The sequence below is a fragment of the Hyphomonas sp. genome, assembly GCF_022844445.1.
In the GTDB taxonomy this organism is placed as follows: Bacteria; Pseudomonadota; Alphaproteobacteria; order Caulobacterales; family Hyphomonadaceae; genus Hyphomonas.
In genome coordinates, this window is the sequence record NZ_JALHLS010000002.1 from 1 (window position 1) to 20,945 (window position 20,945).

Sequence of the window (20,945 nt, forward strand, 5' to 3'; positions counted from 1 at the left end):
CAGAGAAAGGATTCGGTCTTGTCGGCCTTCAGAGCGTCGGCAGAACGGATCGTGATTTTCGCCATCGGGTGCTCCGGATTTGGAAGCATATTGGAAGCAGATTAGCGGGATTTCGCGGGTCCGATGGGTGACGCTAAGAGTCGTAAGTGTCAAATTATATTTAGTGTAATCAGGTGGTTATGACGGTTTCGGGACGTGCCGTGAAAACGCGGGAAATGGCCCGAGCCGTTCTCATAACCTGAAGGTCACAGGTTCAAATCCTGTTCCCGCACCCAAATAAGCCCCGGCTCCGAAAGGAGACCGGGGTTTTCCTTTTTGTCCGGAAGCGGATCAATAGCCGAGAAGCTGCGGCGCTGTTAACTGCAGCAGCCATACCGTGAAACCGCCAAGCGCGATCCATGGTCCGAAGGCAATTGCTGTTGCCGCGCCAATCGGCGCCGCACGGCGCCAGGACTGGATGATCGCGGCGGCGATGCCCGACAGCGACGCAACAAGCAAAACGTGCGGCAGAGACATTGCGCCAACCCATACTCCGATAGCCCCCAGAAGCTTCGCATCACCGCGTCCAAGCCCCTCGCGCCCGCGCAGGCGCCGGTATCCGGTCTCAACCGCCCACAGCACAGCAAATCCGATGACTGCGCCGGCCGCATGCATCAGCCATTCTTCGCGCCGGGTCACAAGCACCATCGCCGCGCCGAGCAGAAGCAGTGCGGCGTTCAAAAGATCCGGGAGCAGTTGTGTGCGAAAGTCGATGTTTGCAAGCGCCAAGAGAATGCCGCCGAACGCCGCCGTGAAGAGGCGCAGCTCCGAAGGTGCTAACCCGACGGCCAGGACCGCCGCACCAACTCCCGCGAAACTGGACAGGAGTCTGGTGACCAGCGTCGATTCGCTTACGCTGTCCGCATTGGAACCGGCGACGCTGCGCGCATATTGCGCCGCGCCGGTATCGATGCCCGCGCCCGCCACGAAGCCGGCCGCAATCAGGATCGCGTCTATCGCGGTCATCTTTCCTCGCGGCATTTCCCGGCGCAGTCTGCCACTTTATGCTATGGCTCAGCGGGCCTGTCATCCGCGCTGCCGGAAACGATTTGTGAACCATGCGGCCTCACATGATGGCAGCCTGGGCGCATGCCCGTCTTGCCGTTATCCAGAGGAAATCCCGCGCATGTCCGCCGCTCCCGCTTCGATCGCCCGCATCATCGCCCGCGAACTGAATGTCGAAGAAAAACAGGTCACTGCGGCGATCGACCTGATCGGGGAGGGCGCCACAGTCCCCTTTATCGCGCGCTATCGCAAGGAACGCACCGGCGGCCTCGATGACACCCAGCTGCGCCATCTCGCGGCCCGGCTGACCTATCTCACGGACCTGAATGCCCGGCGTGACACGATCCTCAGATCCATCCGCGAGCAGGACAAGCTGACCCCCGCGCTCGAAAAGCAGATCAACGCCGCTGAAACCAAGGTCGCGCTCGAGGACATCTACGCCCCGTTCAAACCGAAGCGGCGTACCAAGGCGACAATTGCGCGCGAAGCCGGCCTCGCGCCGCTCGCGGAGCAGCTTCTGGCCAATCCACTGCTGAATCCTGCCGAGATCGCCGCGAAATTCGTCTCCAAGTCCAAGGGCGTCACCTCCGCCGCTGAAGCGCTGGAAGGTGCGCGGCACATTGTTGTGGAGACGCTGGCCGAAACGCCGGAAATCGTCGGCGCCGTGCGTGAGAAGATGTGGGCCGAGGGCAAGGTCAGCTCATCCGTCGCCAAGGGCAAGGCGGAAGAGGGCGCCAAGTTCTCCGATTATTTTGATTTCGATCAGCCGATCGAGCAGCTGCCGTCACACCGTCTCCTCGCGCTGCTGCGCGGCGAGAAAGAAGGCGTTCTGAAGCTCGGACTGGATGTTCCGCATGCGGATAAAGCTGTCCATCCGGCGGTCGCCGTGGTGATGGCGAAGGGCGGTATCTCCCGCAAGGGACGCCCGGCAGATGCCTGGCTCGCCGAAACAGCCGAGATCGCCTGGAAGACGCGCCTTGCCCCTGCCTGCACGAACGACCTTTTTGCCCGTGTAAAGGAGCGCGCTGACGGCGAAGCGATCAGCGTCTTCTCGAAGAACGTGAAGGCCCTGCTGCTTGCGGCGCCCGCCGGTCCGAAAACAGTGATGGGCATCGATCCCGGCATCCGCACCGGCTGCAAGATTGCTGTGGTCGACGCCACCGGCAAGGTGCTCGAAACCACCACCATCTATCCGCATGAACCGAAGCGTGACTGGGCCGGGGCCCTGATGACGCTCGCCAAGCTTGCCAAGAAGCACAAAGTCCAGCTCGTCAGCGTTGGCAATGGTACCGCCAGCCGCGAGACCGACAAGCTTGTCGCCGAACTGGAATCCAAGATGCCGGACCTCGGCCTGACGCGCGTAATGGTCTCCGAAGCCGGCGCCTCAGTCTATTCGGCGTCGGAGCTCGCGGCGAAGGAATTTCCGGACATGGACGTCTCCATCCGCGGCGCGGTTTCCATCGCCCGCCGCCTGCAGGATCCGTTGGCGGAGCTTGTAAAGATAGAGCCGAAGGCTATCGGGGTTGGCCAGTATCAGCACGATGTGGATCAGTCTGCACTCTCCAGTTCTCTTTCGGCTGTCGTCGAGGACTGCGTGAACGCGGTCGGCGTCGACGTGAACACAGCATCGGCGCCGCTGCTCGCGCGCGTATCCGGTCTCAATGAAACGCTCGCCTCCAACATCGTCGCCTTCCGGAACGAGAACGGCGCCTTCAAGTCGCGCGCAGCGCTCAAGAAGGTGCCGCGCATGGGCCCCAAAGCGTTCGAACAATCTGCCGGCTTCCTGCGGATCCGCGACGCAAAGAACCCGCTCGACGGTTCCGGTGTCCACCCGGAGGCTTATGAAGTCGTCGAGCGTATCTCCGAGAAGACCGGCCGCGATGTGAAAAGCCTGGTAGGTGACAAGGCCTTCCTGTCCAAGCTGAAGCCGCGCGACTTTGCGGATGCCACATTCGGCGAGCCGACCGTGAAGGACATCCTGAAGGAACTTGAAAAGCCCGGTCGCGATCCGCGCCCCGAATTCAAGACAGCAACCTTCAAGGACGGCGTCGAAACCTTGTCTGACCTCAAACCCGGCATGTCACTGGAGGGCGTTGTCACTAACGTCACTGCCTTCGGCGCCTTCGTCGATATCGGCGTCCATCAGGATGGCCTCGTCCATATTTCGGAACTCTCCGATACGTTCGTGAAAGATCCGCATACGGTGGTTCGGGCAGGGCAGGTTGTGCGGGTGCGCGTCAAGGAAGTCGATGTGGCCCGAAAGCGAATTGCGCTGAGCATGAAGTCCGAGGCCGGCGCCGAGCCGCGCGGCTATGCCGGCGGACGTCGCTGACCGCTACTGCTTCGCGCGGAACGTGCTGGAGCACTGGGCGGTGTCGTCGCCTAGTGCCCGGAAGCTCAGGCAGTAGATCGAGGCCCGCGTGCCGTCCTTGAAGGTCGGCCGGCCATGCCAGGCATACTGCTCGCGCCCGCCGCTCCACAGGTGGACGATCAGCCGGCCAGGCGTCTGCGGGATGGCGAGCGTGGCCGGTGTTGCCGTGTAGACGAGCCGGTCGTCGACATACCAGCGGATCTCATCTGGCTCCCACTCGAATGCGTAGAGGTGCACTTCCCTGGTCGCATCGAAACCGAGTGGTACATAGATCGACCCGGCGGCGATGCCGCCAGTGAAATAGTTCAGGTGCAACTCGCGCGGCCGGTTGCCGAGAAATTCGATGTCGATCTCGTCATGCGGGTCGCCGAACTGGGCGTGAGTGTGCGTGAACATCGCAGACACCGTGCCGGAGCCTTTTGCCGGTTTCATCACGACTTCATACCGGCCGTAGTGAAAAAAGCCGCGCCGTTGGTACTCGGCGCCGGCGATGGTCTTGTAACCGTTCTTCTCGCGCCTGACCTCAAGGTCTATTCGGTCCTTGGCGAAGTGGATCAGTTCCGCCTTCCACGCGGGATGAGGCGAGTTCGGGTACATGAAGTCCGATTTGTACCAGTGCGCCGCATCATGCTTGCGGCCGAAATGATGCACGAAAGACCCTGCAACCTCGCGCGCCGACACCCCGGGCGGGCGCACGGAGGTCGGCGCGGTCTTTTCAGGATCGGAGGCCGGCGGATGGACGAACAAGGCCAGCGCGCCAATCACCAGGCAGGCGACCAGGGCGAATGCGCCGATGGTGTGCAGCTGGTAGGGTCTGACGGCTCCGTTTCGGGGCATCGCCGCGCGCTTCCGTTAAGTCCGGGCGCACTGCGTCCCTTCGCGTGGATTCAGAGTTCGCGGGCCGGCTTACTTCGCGCCGACCGACATCAGTACCGCCGGAACCGTCTTGAGCATGATGCCAATGTCGCCCGCGAACGTATGCGATTTGACGTAGGCCGTGTCCATCTCGACGCGTTCGGCGTACGAGACGTTACTGCGGCCGCTGATCTGCCAGATTCCGGTCAAACCGGGACGGACACGGCAATAGTATTCGAAGCCTTCGCCATACTTGGAGCGCTCGTAGAGCGGGATCGGGCGCGGGCCGACGAACGACATGTCACCGCGCACGATGTTCAGCAGCTGCGGCAGCTCGTCGATCGAAGTTGCGCGAATAAACTTGCCCAGCGGCGTTATCCGCGGGTCGTTGGTCAGCTTCTGGGTGAGGTCCCATTCGCGTTTCGCTTCCGGGTCGCTCGCCAGCACGGCGTCCAGGCGCTCGGCAGCGTCAGGCACCATCGAGCGGAGCTTGAAACACTGGAAGGTTTCGCCGTTCCGGCCCCAGCGCGGCTGCGAATAAAGCGCCTTCTTGCCGTCCTGGAGACGGATAAGAAGCGCTACAACAAGAAGCAGCGGCGCAACAAAGATGAGCGCGATCGAAGCGACAGCGACGTCAAAGATGCGCTTTGCGCTGAAATCGCTGCCTTCTGGCGCGCTGTCAGCTTCTGTATGCGCATAGCCGTCGCTGCTCAGACTTCCTGTCTGATCGCCGTACCGGAATTCCATTTAGTTCCCCTTCAAAGTCCACTGTGCCCGGCTCAGGTCTAAGCTTTGAAGGTGCCCCCACGGCGCCACACAAAACCATTCCCTTGTCCTGAACTGGGCAATTGCAAACCGTATACCACTGCTGCGGTTGCGAATTAAGAGGATTTTAGAAGTTTCAACTGTGACAAGAAGTATTCGTTAAATATTACGGCACTGAAATGCCATTCGTGCCGCCCGGATGTGCAGATTACCCAGAATAACAGTGTTACGGGCGGTTTGCGGGGCCGTGCTGCACCGCCGCAAGGCTTCTCGCACAACGAAAAAGGGCGCCGCAGGAGATCGCAGCGCCCCTTCTGCAGGCAAAAAACAGCAGCTGGGATCAGAAGATCCGTTCACCAACCCGCAATGTGTCACCCGGTTTGACCACGGTACCCGGTGTCAGGTCGTAGGGAATCTCGCGGTCCGAATCCATGCTCTTGATGTAGATGATTCGTTTGTTGGCGCGGTAAGTGAAGCCGCCCGCTGCGGCCACTGCGTTCTGCACCGTCAGGCCGCTCGTGTAGGGATATTCGCCGGGGCGTCCGACTTCGCCAAGGATGTAGAAGGGTCGGTAGTTGATCACTTCAGCGCTGACGCGCGGATTGAGGATATAGCCGCCGGACAGGGTGGTCGTGATCGATTCTTCAAGCTGCTTGGTGGTCAGGCCCAGCGCCTGCTGCTGGCCGATAAGCGGCAGCGAGATCGCGCCCGAGCCGTCGACTTCGAATTCACCGGACAGGTCGGGATGGCCGAACACCGTGACCCGAAGGCGGTCGCTGGAGCCGAGCGTGTAAGCGGTGGCGACCTGGGTCAGGGCTTCGGCAGAGGCCTCGCGGGCCCCGGCCGACTGTCCGCCGGTTGAACCACAGGCCGAAAGCACAAGCGCCGCGGCAGCAAGAAGGAGGATATAAAGAGGACGAAGCGCGATCATGTCTGCGTAATTCTCCCAAGGGCCGTGTTTGTAGTGTCGCCTATATGGCAACGAATAAATGACTCAGGTGCTGAGGAAAGCAACTTCCGTGCCTGTCAGCCTTGCCGCGGTGAGGCGCCCCGTCAGGAACGCGCCAGTATCCAGACCGATCCGCCGGGCATCTTGATGGACGGAATCCATAGGTGTGTGACCATGGACGACCATCTGCGGGAAATTTGCCCGGTCATCGAGGAACTCCTCGCGAATCCAGAGCATGTCCCGAATCGACTGCTCTTCCAGCTCCACGCCCGGGCGCAGGCCAGCATGCACGAACAGGTAGTCCCCTGCGACATGGTAGGGTTTCAGCGACTGGAAGAAGGCAAGGTGTTCGGCCGGCAAGCGGTTGCGAAACTCGCCCCACACCCGGGCCCAGGCGTCCCGTGCGGCCGACATTTCTTCATGTGAATTGAGACTGGCGCGCTGATTCGGCGGCGCGAGGCCGTAAGAGTAGAGTGTTTCGGCACCGCCATAGCGAGCCCACTGGTTGCCGAACGAGGCTTCCTGCAGAAAGCGCAGCAGCGCCTCTTCATGATTGCCCATCAGATAGACCGGGTCGAACCGGTCGGCTGCGCCGCTGGTGAAGAAGTCGATCACGTCCCGCGACTTCAGACCGCGGTCGATATAATCTCCCAGGAAGATGATCTGCGGCTTGATGCCTTCCGGCAGCTTGTCGGCGTCCTCGCGGATCAGCTCCATCAGCTGATCGAGGAGGTCGCGGCGCCCATGGATGTCGCCGACCGCATAAAGGCAAACGCCTTCAGGGGCTGCGATGACCCGGTCCGGCTCCTTAAGTTCGGCGCCTTTGCCCTGGAGCCTGCCATATTCTTCGGGCTCGCCCACAGGTTCGACCAACCCGAAGCCACGCTTGATGCGGGCTCGCAGCGCACGCGCAGTCCGGCCGAAAAAATTCAGCCGTTCGCTCGCCGCGGGCACTCGATCATTTGCGCTGGCCATGGAAAGTATCCAATTCATCCGTCAGACTACGCAATCTACGGGCCAAAACCAAGACCGGCTGAGCGGATCGTTAACCTTTCCTGATGAACGGCCTGCGCCGGACAGCCTGCTGCCCAACTCGAGAGCATGGTTCCGGCAGAATGACCGGCATAGCGTCCGGCGGCCGGCCGCAGCTGCGGGCGCCGGCCACAACGGCTGGCCGGGCCGGCAGCTTCAGGACGAAGGGCCAATACACCAACAAGGCGAGTGTGCCGGATACGGACCCGTGCAGGGCCCGAGCGGGAATAGTCTGGCGCCGCATCGGACGTTTACCCGTCTGACGCAGTTTCGGGGCGCCCCCCGGCCCGGTCTTGGGCACGCAACCGGCATTAACCCTCCACGATTTGTCACCATACCCTTGGGGACGGGCTTGCCGAGTCCGGAGGACTACATAGTGTGGCACCAGACCACTATGAGGGAGAACGCAGATGATCGGTGTCGTCGCCAAACTGAAGATTCAGGACGGGAAACAGGGAGAGTTCGAACAGGTCGCCAAGGACCTGATGGCCAAAGTGAAGGCGAACGAGCCCGGATGCCTGACCTATCAACTCTACAAGACCAAGGGCTCGACCACCGAATACATCTTCATGGAACAGTATGCGTCCGCTGACGCGCTGAAGGCGCATGGCCAGACCGACTATTTCAAGGCAGCGGGGCCCAAGCTCGGCGCGGTTCTCGGCGGCGCCCCTGAGATCCAGTACTACGACATCGTCGAATAGCGGGAGCGGCGGCCATGGATCTCTCGCTTTCACCGTCTGACCTCAAGTTCCAGAAAGAAGTGCGCGACTGGATCGCAGCAAACTTCGACAAGGACCTGCGGGCGAGCATGGCCCTGTCAAAGAATGGCTATGTCGACAAGGCAAGCCAGGTGGCCTGGCAGAAGAAGCTTTCCGCGAAGGGCTGGATCGCGCCGAACTGGCCAAAGGAATATGGCGGCCCGGGCCTGTCCACGACCGAACGTTACATCCTGCACTCCGAATTGTCGGGCGCCGGCACACCAAACGTGGCGCCGTTTGGTGTCTCGATGGTGGCTCCGGTCATCATGGCCTTCGGCAATGACGAGCAGAAGAAGAAGCACCTGCCGAGCATTCTCTCCTCCGAAGTCTGGTGGTGCCAGGGCTATTCCGAGCCCGGCGCCGGCTCCGACCTTGCCGGCCTCCAGATGAGCGCCGTGCGTGACGGCGACGAGTACGTCCTCAATGGCTCGAAGATCTGGACAACGCTCGCCCAGTGGGCCGACATGATCTTCTGTCTCGTTCGCACCTCGAAGGAGGGCAAGCCGCAGGAAGGCATCTCCTTCATCGTATTCCCGATGTCTCTGCCCGGCATTTCGGTGCGTCCTCTGCCAACACTCGACGGCCCGGCCGAAGGACAGCACGAGATCAATCAGGTCTTTTTCGAGAACGTCCGTGTGAAGATCAAGGACGCGCTGATTGGCAAGGAGAACGAGGGCTGGACCTATGCGAAATACCTGCTCGAGTTCGAGCGGGGCAACGCCTACGCGCCAGGCCTGCGCCACATGCTGAACAAGGCGCGCAAGATCGCGTCGAAGGAAATGGATGGCGGCGAGCCTGTGATCCGCAATCCCGACTTCGCTCGCAAGCTTGCGCTGCTGGAAATGCGCATCGACACGCTCGATGCCACCGAGCGGCGCGTCTTGTCTTCACTGTCGGCAGGACAGAATGTCGGCCCGGAAAGCTCGATGCTCAAATGCGCCGGATCGGAAGCCCAGCAGGCCATCACCGAACTCGCGCTCGAAGCGGCTGGCCTCTATGCCGAGCCTTTCGTACAGGACACGGTGGCCCTGGCCGGCCCCGGCTCGAACATTGAGTCGCCTACACCGGAATATGCCCTGACTGCGGCGCCGAGTTACTTCAACTACCGCAAGACCTCGATCTATGCGGGCTCGAACGAGATTCAGCGCAACATCATGGCGAAGGCTGTGCTCGGCCTCTGAGGCCAATGACCGACCCCCTTAATAGGATTGCCCCGATGACGACAGCCACTGCCGCCGCGCCCAGCCTGCTGACACGTGTTTCGTTTGGCATCGGAGGCGCGGCGGAAGGCGTCAAGAACAACGGGTTCGAATATGTCCTGTTGTTCTTCTATTCCAACATCCTGGGGGTAGATGCCGGGCTGGTCGCAGTAGCGCTCCTGATCGCCCTCGTCGTCGATGCCTTTTCGGATCCGATCGTCGGCTACTGGTCAGACAACATGCGCACCCGGCTCGGGCGCCGGCATCCCTTCATGTATGGGGCGCTGATCCCGATTGCGGTCACTTATTATTTCACCTGGAACCCGCCGGCGGGAATGACCGGCAATGACCTGTTTCTCTGGCTGGTGACGCTGACCATTCTCGTTCGCTTGTCCTTTACCTTCTTTGACGTGCCCGGCACGGCGCTGGCGGCGGAGCTGACGCAGGACTATGACGCCCGGACGTCGCTCCTGTCCCTGCGTACCTTCTTTGGCTGGTTTGGCGGCCTTACGATCCAGATACTTCTGTTCCGCTTCCTGCTTGTGCCTACGGAAGAGATTGAAGTCGGCGTGTTCAATGTCGACGGCTGGAATACCTACGGTCTCGTCGCCGCAATCTGCATTTTCATCTGTGCGCTGATCTGTACAGCCGGCACGCACAGCCACATCCCGCACCTGAAGGCGCCTCCAGCCGCGCGCAAGATCACGCTCGGCATGGTCTTCAGGGAAATCTTCGAGACGGTTTCAAATCCTTCCTTCAGGGCATTGTTCCTCGCGACGCTTTGCGGCCTCATCGCGTCTGGCATTTCGGCCACACTCAACCAGTACATCAACACAATCTTCTGGGGCTTCACCAACGCCCAGATCGCCACCATAACCGCAGCGATCTATGTCTCGGCCATTCTCGCCCTGATCATCGCCCCGCTGGTCGGAAAGACCTTCGGCAAGAAGCGCGGCGCCATCGTGATCGGCGCACTCGCCTTCACCATTGCGCCAATGCCGGTCTTCCTGCGCCTTCTCGGCCTGTTGCCGCCAAACGGCACGGAAGCGCTTTTCAATATCATCTTCTTCATCACGATCTTCGACCTGGCCCTGATAATCGCCACCCAGATGCTGATGGCATCCATGGTTGCCGACATCGTCGAGGACAGCGAGTTGCAGACCGGCCGCCGCTCTGAAGGCATCTTTTTTGCCGGCATCAGCTTCATCCGGAAGCTCTCGCAGGGGGCCGGCGTCATGACGGCTTCTGCGGTGCTCTGGGTTTCCGGGTTTTCTACCGGTGGCGGCGGGGCGGGGGCCAGCGAGGAGTCGATCCGGGCGCTTGGATTCGGTTACGGGGTATCAGTGCTCGCGGCCTGGACGCTGATGCTCATCTGCGTCAGTTTCTACAAGATCAGCCGGGAGTCGCATGGCGAAAACCTGCGCCTTCTGCGCGAGCGGGACGCAGCAGCAGCGGCCTCTGACGCCCCCTGACTGAAATGTCATGAAGGTACGAATTGCGCCTCAATTGGAGCCGCAATAGAGCCATACTCATGACCGATCCACGCACCATGACCAAACACGTTTCCAAACTCCTCGCTTTCCTCAGCGTGGCCGTCCTGATGCTGCTCACGGTTGCGCTGGCGCCCATGTTTTCACAGGCTGAGCGTCAGCCGGGTGACCTCTCCCCGGCGGCGGCCACCCTGCCGCCTGGCAAGCCGGCCCCCGCACAGACGCAGGCCGCTCCCGCGGTTGTCCCCCAGTCACAGGAAGAGATCTATCTGAGCTTCGCGCCACTGGTGAAAGGCGCGTCGCCGGCCGTGGTGAACGTCTACACTGCGAAAAACGTGAAGAGCCGGGTCACGCCTATGGAGCAGCTGCTTTACGGCGTCCCCGCTCAGGGCAGCGTTCAAAACTCGCTTGGCTCAGGCGTCATCGTGGGAGCCGAAGGCATTGTGGTCACCAACAACCACGTCATCCAGGGCGCTGACAGTTTCCGCGTCGTGCTCAGCGACCGGCGCGAATATGCCGCCGAGCTGCTGCTCGCCGACGAGCGTACGGACCTTGCCGTGCTCAAGATCGACACCGGCGCCGAGCGCCTGCCGACCCTCGATTTCGCCGACACCCGCGCCGTTCAGGTGGGCGACCTCGTGCTTGCCATCGGCAATCCGTTCGGTGTCGGCCAGACGGTCACCAGCGGCATTATTTCTGCCACCGCCCGCACGGATGTGGGCGTCTCCGACTACTCCTTCTTCCTGCAGACCGACGCGGCGGTTAACCCCGGCAACTCCGGCGGCGCCCTGATCAATACCAAGGGCGAGCTCGTCGGCGTCAACACCGCCATCTATTCGCGCACCGGCGGCTCGGTCGGCATCGGCTTCGCCATCCCGTCCGAGATGGTCAAGCGCGTCGTCGATGCCGCCGTCAATGGCGGCACCTTTGTGCGCCCCTGGCTCGGCCTTGCCGCGCAGTCGGTCAGCTTCGACATCGCCAAGACACAAGGCCTTGCCCGTCCGGTCGGCGTCATCGTCACCGAAGTTTACCCTGACGGCCCGGCTGCCAATGCCGGCCTGCGCCGCGGCGACCTCGTGACCGCTATCGACGAGCGCGAAGTGTTCGACGAGAAGGGTCTGAAGTTCCTCGCCGCCGTTCGCAATCCGGGCGAGACTGCCAAGCTTACGGTGCTACGTGCCGGCGCGGTCCAGACGATCAATGTCGAACTCGAGCCGCCGCCGGGCGCGACCGAAGCGGACGTCGTGCTGCTGTCAGGTGCGTCGATCTTCAACGGCGCCCGCGTCATCGAACTCTCCCCGCGCCTTGCAGAGGAAAACGGCCTTGATCCTTTCTCAAAGGGCTCGGGCATCTACGTCCACTCCGTCACGCGCGGCACGATCTCGCGCAACTATTTCCAGCCGGGTGACATCATCCGCGCCGTGAACGGCAAGACCACGAAGTCGGTCAAGGACCTTGAAGGCGTCGTCGCCAAAGGCGGCCGCGAGTGGGAAATCGAGATCGAACGCAACGGCCGGACCGTCAAAGGTACCGTTCGGACCTGATTTGCCTCTTCTTCCCTCTCTCACGAAGTGGGAGAGGGAAGAAGGGCAAGCTTAGCGACACCCGCGCGCCGCATCCGCAACAAATCCGCCTTAAAACCGGAAGGGGAAACCCTGTCCGGCCTATCGTACTGCCGGCGCCAATGTTTTGAGAGACGCTGCATCCATAGGCACACTTGGCGGCATCACATAGGGAGAAACACGAGGAACCTCCCATGCGCCGCATCGCCGCCATTGCCTTGACCGGCCTGTTCGCGGGGGCATGCGCCTCGCCGACCGAACCGCCGGAAACGCCTGCGCTCACCGTCGAGATGGCGCCAGCGCCCGCCCGCGCGTTTGATCCGCGCGACTTGCAGCCACTCGTCTACGGACAGAAGACCCAGGTTCTCGTCCTCGCCACGCCGCATCTCAGCAACACGCCGGACGGCTTCGATGCCGCCGTGCTGGATCCGCTGCTGGACCGCCTCGCTGCCTTCAAGCCCGACCAGATCGCCATCGAAAACCTTTCCGGCGAAAGCATCCATGCCCTGAAAGCCTATGTGGCCATTTATCCGGAGTCGGCATCGACCTATGGCGGCCGTCTGATCAAGGGCGCGGCGCTGGCAGAAGCGGAGCTTAAGCTTGCGATGCCGGAAGCCGAAGCGGAATCCCGCCGTATACTGCGTGAATGGCCAGTCCAGCCTACGCCGGCCCAACGGCGCCACCTCGCCGCCATGTTCACCGCGGCCGGCGACACGCATTCAGCCCTCGTCCAGTGGTGGCGCCTGCCGGAATCTGAGCGCCTTGCCGGCGACGGCGTATCAGCAGACCTTGCCGCCTATTTCGCAGAGTACCAAGCCAGGCAGAACGAGAGCCACCAGATCGGATCGCGTCTCGCGGCCCGTCTCGGGCTCGAGCGTGTTTACCCGACCGATGACCACCATGCCGATGACGTGCGCAACTTCATGCAGGACGATATGATGGCCTTCTATGAGCAGGTGAACATTCAGGCGATCATTTCCGATCCCGTGAATGCGCCGATCATCAGGGCCGCAGAACGCCTGACCTCGCCGGAGGAGGCGCTTGAAACGTACATTTTCCTCAACACGCCCGAGGCAGGCATCGCTGATGTCGCGCTGCAATGGCGGATGATGCTGGATCGTCCGAGCCCGAATGATGTCGCGCGGGCGAGGATGATGGATTGGGAAGCGCGCAACCTGCGTCAGGTCGCCCACATCCGCGAAGCGATGGCGCAGGCCCCCGGCGGGCGTGTGCTGGTTGTCGTCGGTTCAGCCCACAAGCCGTGGTTCGATGCCTATCTCGGTATGATGAGCGACGTTGAAATCGTCGATGCAGTCCAGGTGCTCAGCGCGGATGAACGATGACCGGCACGTCCTCATAGCCGAGCACGAAGTTTGACAGGACGCGCGTCGGCTCGCCGACGAGTTCGATCCGGTCATACCGCTTCAGGATTTCTTCCCAGAGCAGGCGCAGCTGCATCTCGGCGACACGGTTGCCCATGCAGCGGTGGATGCCGAAGCCGAAGGAGAGATGGCGGCGTGCGTTCTCGCGGTCGATCCGGAAGGAGTCTGGATCTTCGATCACGGTCTCGTCCCGGTTGCCGGAGGCATACCACATCACGACGCGGTCGCCCTTGCGGATCTGCTTGCCCTGGAACTCCACATCCTCAATCGCCGTGCGGCGCATATGCGCCAGCGGCGTCTGCCAGCGGATGATTTCTGACACCATGTTCGGCACGAGCGTGGGGTCAGCCTTCAGCTTGGCATATTCGCCGGGGAACTGGTTCAGGGCCACGACGCCGCCGGAGATCGAGTTGCGTGTCGTGTCATTGCCGCCCACGATCAGCAGCATCAGATTGCCCATCAGCTCCATCGGGTTGTTGATCATGTCCTTCGTTTCGGGATCGTGCGCGAAGAGGGAGATGAAGTCGAACTTGCGCGGCTCGGCGGCACGCTGGTGCCAGAGCTTGGTGAAGTAGGCGAGGCACTTCATCAGCTCCGCCTCGCGGTGTTTCATGTCCACCGCCACACCGACCGTTTCAGACGTCGTGGTTACATCCGACCAGTAGGGCAGCAGGTGGCGGTCCTCGAACGGGAAGTCGAACAGCGTGGCCAGCATCTGCGTGGTCAGCTCTTTCGAGACATGCTCCACCCAGTTGATGCGCTCGCCAGTCGGCAGGTCGTCCAGGATGTTGTTTACGCGCTGGCGGATCAACGCCTCGATGTCGGCCAGCTGGCTCGGCGCCACGGCAGGCTGCGCTGCCTTGCGCTGCACATCGTGGATCGGCGGGTCCTGCGCGATGAACATCGGCGTGTCGAAATCCGGCGGCGAGTCGCCGATAACGATGCTCTTGTGGGATGAGAACTGCTTGTGGTTCGAGTCGATAGCGACGATGTCGTTGAAACGTGTGATCGACCAGAAGCCGCCGAACTGGCTTTCCGGGCAGTAGTGGACGGGCGCTTCCTTCCGCAGGCGGCGGAAATACTCTCCGTGTGCGTTCTGCTGGAAGATCGCTGCTTTCGACACGTCGAACGTATCCAGCGGCAGGGTCCACGGGTCAGGTATGCCGGCGCTCGCGCCATGCCAGGTGTCAGCCATCGATGTTCCTCCCGGGCCGTCTTTGCGGCCTCAGCGAGGACCATAGCGCGAAGCGTGTCCTACGGAAACGGCCTAGGTGGCCCCGATTGTGGTGCGGTGCAGCAGACGGTCATGGCCGGCATACCCGCCGGTCGCCATGTGCAGGGTGCAGCGGTTGTCCCACATCACCAGCATGTCCGGGCTCCACTTGTGCCGGTACTGGAATTCCGGCCGCGTCTGCCAGCGGTAGACTTCCGAGACGAGATCCCAAGCCTCGGCCTGGTCCATGCCTTCGATGCTGATGATGTAGCCGGCCGTGCCGAACAGGGACTCGCGCCCTGTTTCGGGATGCGTCCGTATAATTGGGTGGGGCTGGGTCGCCTCTGCGTCCACCGACGGGCGGATGTCCATGCTGCGCCCTTTGTCGCCCGCGCCGTAGAAGCCGGTGGGTGAGTAGCCGTTTTTTGCAGAATGGATGGCACGCTTGCCTTCGATGCGTTTGCGCAGGTCAACGGGCATCTGCTCGAGGGCGAGATACTGGTTGGCGAACAGCGTATCGCCGCCGACCGGCGGGATGGTCTTGCCATAGAGGCAGGTGCCTTGCGGGGGCTTGGCCTGGAAGCTCCAGTCCGAGTGCCAGCTTTCGGCGAAAATCGGCGAAGTCTCGTGGGCCGTGCGCTTCACGGCGATGATGTGGGGATGGCCGGGGATGGGCGCGATGAAGGGATCTTCGCCAAACGGGCCGAAGTTCAGCGTGAAGTCTTCCAGCTGATCGTCGGTCAGCTTCTGGTCCGGAAAGGCGAGCACCTGATGGTCCAACCAGGCCGCGCGGATGGCGGCCGCGGCAGCCTTCGTCAGCGGCTTCGACAGGTCCACCCCGCGCACGCTGGCGCCGCAGGCCTGACCCGAAGGTGTGATATCGAGTTTCATCCAGTTTTCCTCCCGGCATTTTTTGGCAGCTTACCACAAAGGCCGCGCTCGCCTAGAAAGCCCTTATGAGCGACCTTTTCGACTCCGCAGGCCTTTCCGGCAGCGCGCCCCGGCCGCTGGCCGACCGGCTGCGCCCGAAAACGCTGGCCGAAGTGGTGGGGCAGGATCACCTTGTCGGGCCGGAGGGGACGCTCTTACGCATGCTGGCCTCAAAGCGGCTGTCCTCGATTATCCTCTGGGGCCCGCCGGGCACTGGAAAAACGACGATCGCCCGCCTGCTCGCGGAAGGCACCGGCCTTGAGTTCGAAGCGATCAGCGCAATCTTTTCCGGCGTGAAGGACCTGCGCGCGGCGTTCGACCGGGCCGAATCGCGCCGCAAGATCGGCAAGGGCACGCTTCTCTTCGTCGACGAGATCCACCGCTTCAACCGGGCCCAGCAGGACGGCTTCCTGCCTTTCGTTGAAAGCGGCGTGGTGACGCTGATCGGCGCGACAACAGAGAACCCGAGTTTCGAGCTGAACGGCGCGCTGCTGTCGCGCTGCCAGGTTCTCGTGCTGAAACGCCTCGACGAAGCAGCGCTGGAGAAACTGCTGCAGCGCGCCGAGAATATGGAAAGGCGCCGCCTGCCGGCAACAAAGCAGGCGCGTACCATGATCCTGTCGATGGCGGATGGAGACGGGCGCTATCTGCTGAACCTTGCCGAGCAGGCTTTTGCCATGATGGGCGAGCCGGGTCTTCTATCGGCGGAGGAGCTTGCAAAGTCGCTGTCCAAGCGCGCTGCTGCCTACGACAAGGACCGCGAGGAGCATTACAATCTCATCTCGGCGCTGCACAAATCCGTGCGCGGATCAGATCCGGATGCGGCGCTTTACTGGTTCGCGCGGATGCTGGAAGGCGGCGAAGACCCTCTCTTCCTGGCGCGGCGCCTGATCCGCATGGCGAGCGAGGATATTGGCCTCGCCGATCCGACCGCACTGATGATCGCCGGGGAAGCCGCGCGCACCTATGAGCGCCTTGGATCGCCCGAAGGTGAGCTGGCGCTTGCGCATTGCGTGATTCACCTCGCGACCGCGCCGAAATCCAATGCGGCCTATGTCGCCTACAAGGCGGCTCGCCGAGCCGCGGCCGACACGGGCAGCCTCATGCCGCCGAAACATATCCTGAATGCACCGACGTCGATGATGAAGGACCAGGGTTACGGATCGGGTTACAAGTATGATCACGATACGGAGGAAGGGTTTTCCGGGCAGGACTATTTCCCGGACGGTATGAAGCGCCCGGTCTTTTACGATCCCAAAGGTGAGGGCCGCGAGCGTCCAATTGCGGAACATCTCGCCCGGCTGTCTGAACTGCGCGCAAAGGCGAAGAAATGACCCGCAACCGGGAAATCCAGGCGATTAGCGAAGAAGACACCGCGCTCGTGCGCGCGATGGTTCTGCATGAGGACAATTCTCTGATCGCGTTCAACAAGCCGGCGGGCCTTGCCGTACAGGCGGGCAGCGGCGTGGCACGCTCGCTCGATGGGATGATGGCGGTGTTTGCCAAATCCAACGGCAAACGCCCGCGCCTTGTCCACCGGCTGGACCAAGGGACGTCCGGCGTCATCGTTGCGGCGAAGACGCATCCGGTGGCCGCGAAGCTGTCCGATGCTTTCGCGGGCCGGGAGGTGCAGAAGACCTATCTGGCGCTCGTCAAAGGGCGCCTGCCGCAGGCTGAGGCGGGCGTCATTGATGCGGCGCTGGTGAAGGTGGAGGAAGGCGGCAAGGCGCGCATGATCCTGGCGCGGCCGGACCGGAAGGGCGCGCAGGCCGCGCGGACAGGCTGGCGCATTGTGGCGCGCGAGGGCGCCTTCGCGCTGATGCAGATGTCGCCGGAAACCGGGCGCATGCACCAGATCCGCGTGCACCTTATGTCGCTCGGCTGCCCGATCCTTGGCGACGCGCTTTACGGCGAAGGGCAGGCGACCGCGCCGCGCCTGATGCTGCATGCTGAAAAGCTGGCATTGCCGCATCCTGAAGGCGGGCAGCTGGTTCTGGAAGCGCCCGTGCCGGATGATTTCCGGGCATCGGCCAAAGCAGCCGGGCTTCAGGCCGGATTGTAGTAGCTGCGGAACCAGTCGACGAAGATCGGGATGCCGGTGCGATAGTCCGTATGCGGCGTATAGCCGGTCAGGGCCTTCAGGAGGCGTACATCTGCATAGGTTTGCTGCACATCTCCGGGTTGCATGCCCAGCATGTTTTTCAGGGCTTTCCTGCCAACGGCGTGCTCGATGGCTTCGATATAGTCCATCAGGCGCACGGGGCTGGCATTTCCGATGTTAACGAGGCGGTAAGGCGCGACTGGCGAGAGCGAGTCGCCGCGGATCATATGGCTGCCCTGCTGCGGCGGAACATCCATCAGCCGACGGATGGATTCGACCAGATCGTCGATATAGGTGAAGTCGCGTAGCAGGTCGCCGTTGTTGAATACGTCGATCGGCTGGCCTTTGAAGATCCGGTCGGTGAACAGGTAGAAGGCCATGTCCGGGCGGCCCCAGGGGCCATAGACGCTGAAGAAGCGCAGCACGGTGGTCGGCACGCCGTAGAGGTGGGCGTGGCTGTGCGCGATCAGTTCGGCGGCGAGTTTCGTGGCGGCGTAGATGGTCAGCGGGTAGGGCGCTGAGTCGCGTTCTTCGAACGGGAATTTCTGGTTTGCGCCATAGGCGGAGCTTGTCGAGGCGAGCACCAGATGGCGCGCCTTGTAGCGGCGGGCGAGGTCAATGATGTTGAACGAACCAACGACGTTAGCGTCGATATAGTCCCGCGGATGCTCGAGGCTGTAGCGCACGCCGGCCTGCGCGGCGAAGTGGAGAATGATGTCTGGCTTCACGCGGTCGAATACGCGCTCCATCGTCGCGGTGTCTTCCACCCGTGACCGGGCGAGCCGGAAGTTCGGGAATCCCACGAGGCGCGCGACCCGGTCTTCCTTCAGTTTCACATCATAGTAGGCTGTGAAGGAATCGATGCCCGTGACCGAATGGCCCTCGCGCAAAAGCCTCAGCGCGACTTCGCTTCCGATAAATCCGGCCGCTCCGGTGACGATGATGTTCATGTGCTTCTGCAGAACCTCTTGTGCACGCGGGCTAGACGATCCACCGGGCCTTCACAAGCGCCGCCGCTGCAACAGACGAAGCGGGAATGGCGCCCTCGATAACGAAACGGCCTGCCAGCGCGGGCTGGCAGGCCGCTTTGAAACGTCCACGGGCGCCTAGCGCTCGCGGATACGCGGGCCCATCGCCATGGTCTGGCCCGAGTTCATGGCGTCAGCGACGGCCAGTTCCTCGATCAGGGCCTGGGTGCGTTCGTCGCCCGCCAGGGCGCTCAGCACAGCTGCGGCACGGGCCGTTTCGGCGGAGACGCCAAACAGGCTTTCGAAGGCTTCAAAGCCGGTCTTGCGATGCGGGTAGAAGACCAGCATCGGCGTCTTGTCGGCTTCGATGCCGGCCAGTTCCTTGGCCTTGTCGATGGCGGTCAGGAACCCGCCAAGCTCGTCGACGAGGCCGATCTTCTTGGCCTCCTCGCCGCTCCACACGCGGCCGCGGGCGACGGCGTGCACTTCATCATAGGTCATGTCGCGGCCTTCGCCGACGAGGCCGAGGAAGCGGTCATAGCCGCGTTTCAGCATCGCGCGGATTTCCGCTTCCTGAGCCTGGTTGAAGGGCGCCACACCATAGGCATTGGCGAAGTCGCCGCCGACGGTGACCGTGTCGAATGTCACGCCGATCTTGTTGAACGTGCCATCGAGGGCGAATTTGCCGCCGAAGATGCCGATCGAACCGGTGATCGTGCCGCGGTTGGCAATGATCGAGTCCGCGCCGGTGGACACGTAGTAGCCGCCAGATGCGGCGAGCGAGCCCATCGAGACCACGACAGGCTTGCCGGCTTCCTTGGCGCGTTCCACGGCGCGCCAGATCTGATCGGACGCGGTCGGCGAGCCTCCGGGGCTGTCGACGCGGAAGACGATGGCCTTCACGTCTTCGTCTTCGGCTGCGTCAAGGATGGCGCGGGCAATCACGTCCGAAGCAAAGCCCGGTGTATCCGAGAAGGGCGAGTCCGTGCCGCTGCCACCGGTGACCACTGCGCCTTCACCGCCGACGATGGCAATGATGCCATCCTTGGCTTTGGCTTTAGAGGCCGGGGGGGCGTAATAGAGCAGGTCAACCAGTTCGGAACCTTCGCCGGCCTTGGCAAGCGCAGCCTCTTCGGCATCTTCCGGCCAGCCGAGCTTGTCAACGAGTTTGGCTTCAAGCGCCGCTTCGGCCGGCTTCGGGCCCGATTCCAGCAAGGCCTTCAGCGCCGGAACCTGCATGCCGCGGTCAGCCGCAATGTCCGTGAGCGCCGTATTCCACAGCGAGTTGGCAAGGCCCTCGAGGGCTTCGCGGTGCGGCTCGGTAAAGGCGGTCTCGTTATAGGAGTTCGGTGCATTCTTGTATTCGTAGAGCGCATAGATCTGCGGGGTCAGGCCGATCTTGTCGAACAGGCCCTTCAGGAATTCGGTTTCGAAGGTGACACCGTTGATCATGAAGTCCGAACCCGGCTGCATCCAGATTTCTTCGGCGGCCGTGATCGAATGATACGCAGACGGACCACCCAAGCCGATCATGCCTTGCGTATGCGCGATGACGAACTTGCCGGAGTCGCGGAAGCTTTTCAGGGAGGCACGCAGTTCTTCGGCGCGTGAGGTGCCGATACCGGTGAATGATCCGCGCAGGTATATTCCTTTCACGGAGTCATCCGTCTCGGCGCCTTTCAGCTTCAGCAGGATGTCCGTGAAACCGGGGATGCCCGAGAACGCCGCAAAGCCACCCAGCGGCGCCTGGTCAGGCAGGCCGGCATTGAGGTCGAGCGACAGGACAACGTTTTCCGGCTTTGGCGGCTTCGCGCTGGCCGCCGTCGCGATCAGCGCAAACAGCATGAAAAAGCCGAGGACCACAAAAAGGATCATCGCAACGAATGTACCTGCCATCGACAGGAAGAAGGTTCTCATGACCGGGGCATTTCCTCTGCTGGTTCTGGAGTCCGGAGTATCTCGATAGTCGATATTGTTGATAATCGATAAAAAGTAAAGGGCTCGTGTGTAAGCTTATCTGGATTCGCCGCGGCCGGAGGCAATGGAGCCCGATCAATATGGCGCTTCACAGAGGAAGCGTGTTTCGGGAGTTGCCAGCTGCACAAAGAGTAGCTATTTCGCGCGCTCCACAGTTGGGGTGTCGCCAAGTGGTAAGGCAGCGGTTTTTGGTACCGCCACCCTAGGTTCGAATCCTAGCACCCCAGCCATTTTTCCGGCGTGACCCTCCGTCAACATTGCTATCGTTGTCATAAACCTGTTGCCATAGGCATGCGACATGCCCCTTTATGCGTGTCTACTGCGTCATGTTGATTGCGTTCGCTGGAGG

17 protein-coding genes and 1 tRNA gene are annotated in these 20,945 nt (G+C 62.1%); 9 read left to right on the forward strand and 9 right to left on the reverse strand.

Annotated features, from left to right (window positions below):
- Nucleotides 1-330 precede the first annotated feature (330 nt).
- Nucleotides 331-1,005: an A24 family peptidase gene (locus tag Q0C17_RS03075; RefSeq protein ID WP_291201142.1), complete on the reverse strand. Its 675-nt coding sequence runs from the start codon at nt 1,003-1,005 to the stop codon at nt 331-333.
- Between the two features lie 160 nt (nt 1,006-1,165).
- Between Q0C17_RS03075 and Q0C17_RS03080 the strand changes: the two genes are divergently transcribed.
- Nucleotides 1,166-3,376, forward strand: coding sequence for a Tex family protein (locus Q0C17_RS03080; RefSeq protein ID WP_291201145.1), 2,211 nt, complete (start codon nt 1,166-1,168; stop codon nt 3,374-3,376).
- A 3-nt stretch (nt 3,377-3,379) separates the two neighbouring features.
- Here Q0C17_RS03080 and Q0C17_RS03085 read toward each other — a convergent pair whose 3' ends face one another.
- From Q0C17_RS03085 to Q0C17_RS03100, 4 genes are all read right to left on the reverse strand, one after another.
- Nucleotides 3,380-4,252: a family 16 glycosylhydrolase gene (locus tag Q0C17_RS03085; RefSeq protein ID WP_291201148.1), complete on the reverse strand. Its 873-nt coding sequence runs from the start codon at nt 4,250-4,252 to the stop codon at nt 3,380-3,382.
- 69 nt (nt 4,253-4,321) lie between these two features.
- On the reverse strand, nt 4,322-5,017 hold the full coding sequence (locus Q0C17_RS03090; protein ID WP_291201151.1) for a sugar transferase: 696 nt from the start codon (nt 5,015-5,017) through the stop codon (nt 4,322-4,324).
- A 358-nt stretch (nt 5,018-5,375) separates the two neighbouring features.
- Nucleotides 5,376-5,966 carry a polysaccharide biosynthesis/export family protein gene (locus tag Q0C17_RS03095; protein ID WP_291201154.1) on the reverse strand — a complete coding sequence of 197 codons (591 nt, stop codon included), beginning with the start codon at nt 5,964-5,966 and terminating at the stop codon, nt 5,376-5,378.
- 63 nt (nt 5,967-6,029) lie between these two features.
- The gene (locus Q0C17_RS03100) at nt 6,030-6,959 is read right to left on the reverse strand and encodes a metallophosphoesterase family protein (protein ID WP_291201157.1); all 930 of its coding nucleotides are present in this window, start codon (nt 6,957-6,959) and stop codon (nt 6,030-6,032) included.
- A 467-nt stretch (nt 6,960-7,426) separates the two neighbouring features.
- On the opposite strand from Q0C17_RS03100, the gene Q0C17_RS03105 reads away from it, so the two are divergent.
- The 5 genes from Q0C17_RS03105 (at nt 7,427) to Q0C17_RS03125 (ending at nt 13,368) form a co-directional block, all read left to right on the forward strand.
- The gene (locus Q0C17_RS03105; protein WP_291201160.1) at nt 7,427-7,717 is read left to right on the forward strand and encodes a putative quinol monooxygenase; all 291 of its coding nucleotides are present in this window, start codon (nt 7,427-7,429) and stop codon (nt 7,715-7,717) included.
- A gap of 14 nt (nt 7,718-7,731) precedes the next feature.
- On the forward strand, nt 7,732-8,955 hold the full coding sequence (locus tag Q0C17_RS03110) for an acyl-CoA dehydrogenase family protein (protein ID WP_291201163.1): 1,224 nt from the start codon (nt 7,732-7,734) through the stop codon (nt 8,953-8,955).
- 35 nt (nt 8,956-8,990) lie between these two features.
- Nucleotides 8,991-10,445, forward strand: a complete 1,455-nt coding sequence (locus Q0C17_RS03115) for an MFS transporter (protein ID WP_291201166.1) — start codon at nt 8,991-8,993, stop codon at nt 10,443-10,445.
- 59 nt (nt 10,446-10,504) lie between these two features.
- Entirely contained in the window at nt 10,505-12,007 is a 1,503-nt protein-coding gene (locus Q0C17_RS03120) for a Do family serine endopeptidase (RefSeq protein WP_291201169.1), read from the forward strand.
- Between the two features lie 212 nt (nt 12,008-12,219).
- A complete protein-coding gene (locus Q0C17_RS03125; RefSeq protein WP_291201172.1) occupies nt 12,220-13,368 on the forward strand; it encodes a DUF5694 domain-containing protein in 1,149 nt (382 codons plus the stop codon).
- On the opposite strand, the gene Q0C17_RS03130 is transcribed toward Q0C17_RS03125, so the two are convergent.
- Entirely contained in the window at nt 13,349-14,602 is a 1,254-nt protein-coding gene (locus Q0C17_RS03130; RefSeq protein ID WP_291201175.1) for a cytochrome P450, read from the reverse strand. The two genes, Q0C17_RS03125 and Q0C17_RS03130, sit on opposite strands and share 20 nt — an antisense overlap.
- 72 nt (nt 14,603-14,674) lie before the next feature.
- A complete protein-coding gene (locus tag Q0C17_RS03135) occupies nt 14,675-15,511 on the reverse strand; it encodes a TauD/TfdA family dioxygenase (RefSeq protein ID WP_291201178.1) in 837 nt (278 codons plus the stop codon).
- 65 nt (nt 15,512-15,576) lie between these two features.
- On the opposite strand from Q0C17_RS03135, the gene Q0C17_RS03140 reads away from it, so the two are divergent.
- Entirely contained in the window at nt 15,577-16,884 is a 1,308-nt protein-coding gene (locus tag Q0C17_RS03140) for a replication-associated recombination protein A (protein ID WP_291201180.1), read from the forward strand.
- Nucleotides 16,881-17,612: an RluA family pseudouridine synthase gene (locus tag Q0C17_RS03145; RefSeq protein ID WP_291201183.1), complete on the forward strand. Its 732-nt coding sequence runs from the start codon at nt 16,881-16,883 to the stop codon at nt 17,610-17,612. Before Q0C17_RS03140 ends, Q0C17_RS03145 begins: the two co-directional genes overlap by 4 nt.
- Here the strand turns inward: Q0C17_RS03145 and Q0C17_RS03150 are convergent.
- Together Q0C17_RS03150 and sppA are read right to left on the reverse strand one after the other, a co-directional pair.
- Entirely contained in the window at nt 17,597-18,601 is a 1,005-nt protein-coding gene (locus Q0C17_RS03150) for an NAD-dependent epimerase/dehydratase family protein (RefSeq protein WP_291201186.1), read from the reverse strand. The two genes, Q0C17_RS03145 and Q0C17_RS03150, sit on opposite strands and share 16 nt — an antisense overlap.
- Before the next feature lie 156 nt (nt 18,602-18,757).
- Nucleotides 18,758-20,536 carry a signal peptide peptidase SppA gene (sppA, locus tag Q0C17_RS03155; protein WP_291201189.1) on the reverse strand — a complete coding sequence of 593 codons (1,779 nt, stop codon included), beginning with the start codon at nt 20,534-20,536 and terminating at the stop codon, nt 18,758-18,760.
- 216 nt (nt 20,537-20,752) lie between these two features.
- Here sppA and Q0C17_RS03160 point away from each other — a divergent pair.
- Nucleotides 20,753-20,826: transfer RNA gene (locus Q0C17_RS03160), tRNA-Gln, on the forward strand.
- The last annotated feature ends 119 nt before the right edge of the window (nt 20,827-20,945 follow it).